A 1,571-nucleotide genomic window follows, 5' to 3' on the forward strand; every position below is an offset into this window, starting at 1 on the left:
GGTCCGCGACGGCGGGCCATGCCTCACCGAGGGCGACGTACGCGTGGCCTTCGACCAGGGCGCCCTCCGCGAGCGCTACCGGGACACCCGGCCGGTCGGCAGCGGACTGGGCCTCGCCATCGCCCGCCGCCTGACCGGCCGCCTCGGCGGCACCCTGCGCGTCGAGGGCCACGGCCCGGAAGGCGGCGCCTGCTTCACCGTCGGCCTGCCGCCCGCACCGGACGCCTCCTGAGGGCGTGCGGGCCCACCCGACCCGCATACGGCCCCGAGGACGGCGCCGCCTGCGCCCGTACGTTCCCCGAACAATGCGCCAACGGTCTCCTTACCCGCGCCGCGCACAGTGGGGCCCCATGAACACTCCACCGGCCGAGGGGCCGGGTCTCCTCCATCGCAGCGGGCGCTGGTGCGCCCGGCACGCAGGGCGCGTCGTCGCCGTGTGGGTCCTGGCCCTCGTCGGCATCGGGCTGGCCAACCACGCCTGGGGCGGCAGCTACGCGGACAGCTTCTCGCTGCCCGGTACCAGCACCCAGACCGGGGCCGACCTGCTCACGGCGCACACGAGCACGTCCGGGGGCACCGCCGCCCCCCTCGTGATCCGCTCCGGCGGGGGTCCGGTCACCGGCCACCGGGCCGCCGTCGACGAGGCGGTCGCCTCCCTGAGCCGACTCCCGCACGTCCTGTCCGTGGCCGACCCGCTCACCACGCCCGGCGCGGTCTCCGCGGCCGGGGACATCGCCCGGATCACCGTCCGCTTCGACGCCAACCCGGCGACGTTCGACCCCTCCTACCTCGCCGAGGTCGACGCCGCCGTCCAGCCGCTGCGCTCCGACCACCTCACCGTCGAGTACGGGGCCCCGCTCGGACAGCTGGACACACCGAAATCCGCCGACCGCACCTCCGAGGCCATCGGCCTGGGCGTTGCCGTGCTCGTCCTGCTGGTCGGCTTCGGCAGCGTCGCCGCCACCGGCCTGCCGCTGCTGACGGCGGTCGCCGGCCTGGCCGTCAGCCTGACCGGCCTCGGGCTTCTCGCCGGACAGTTCGGCTTCGCGCAGGCCTCCCCGACCCTGGCCTCGATGATGGGCCTCGGCGTCGGCGTCGACTACGCGCTCTTCCTGACCACCCGCTACCGGGCCCTGCTGCACGCCGGTACGGAGCCCGCCGAGGCGGTCGGGCGTACGGTCGCCACCAGCGGCCGTGCCGTACTGGTCGCCGCCGCCACGGTCGCCATGGCCCTGGGCGGGCTCTGCGTCAGCGGCGTGGGTTTCATCGGTACCCTCGGCGTCGCGGCCGGGCTCAGCGTCCTCGTCGCCGCCGCCGCGTCCGTCACCCTCACGCCGGCTCTGCTGGGTCTGCTCGGGCGGCGCATCGACCGCTTCCACGTCCGTACTCCCGCCGCCGAGCCCGCCGGGGAGGCGGACGTCTGGCACCGCTGGGCCCTCAAGGTCAGCCGGCGCCCCTGGCTCGCCCTGGTCAGCGGCCTGCTCCTGCTCGGCGTCCTCGCCCTGCCGGCCGCCTCGCTGCGGCTCGGGCACGTGGACGCCGGAGCGCAGGCCACCAGCCGGACCGACCGC

At 76.3% G+C, this 1,571-nt stretch carries 2 protein-coding genes; both read left to right on the forward strand.

Annotated features, from left to right (window positions below):
• A partial coding sequence (locus AB0D66_RS34600) for an ATP-binding protein (RefSeq protein WP_362311107.1) occupies window positions 1-232 on the forward strand: 232 nt, incomplete at its 5' end.
• Between the two features lie 118 nt (window positions 233-350).
• Window positions 351-1,571, forward strand: a 1,221-nt coding sequence (locus AB0D66_RS34605) for an MMPL family transporter (RefSeq protein WP_362311108.1), incomplete at its 3' end; no start/stop codon positions are given.

The organism is Streptomyces sp. NPDC048270 (assembly GCF_040652335.1).
In the GTDB taxonomy this organism is placed as follows: domain Bacteria; phylum Actinomycetota; class Actinomycetes; order Streptomycetales; family Streptomycetaceae; genus Streptomyces.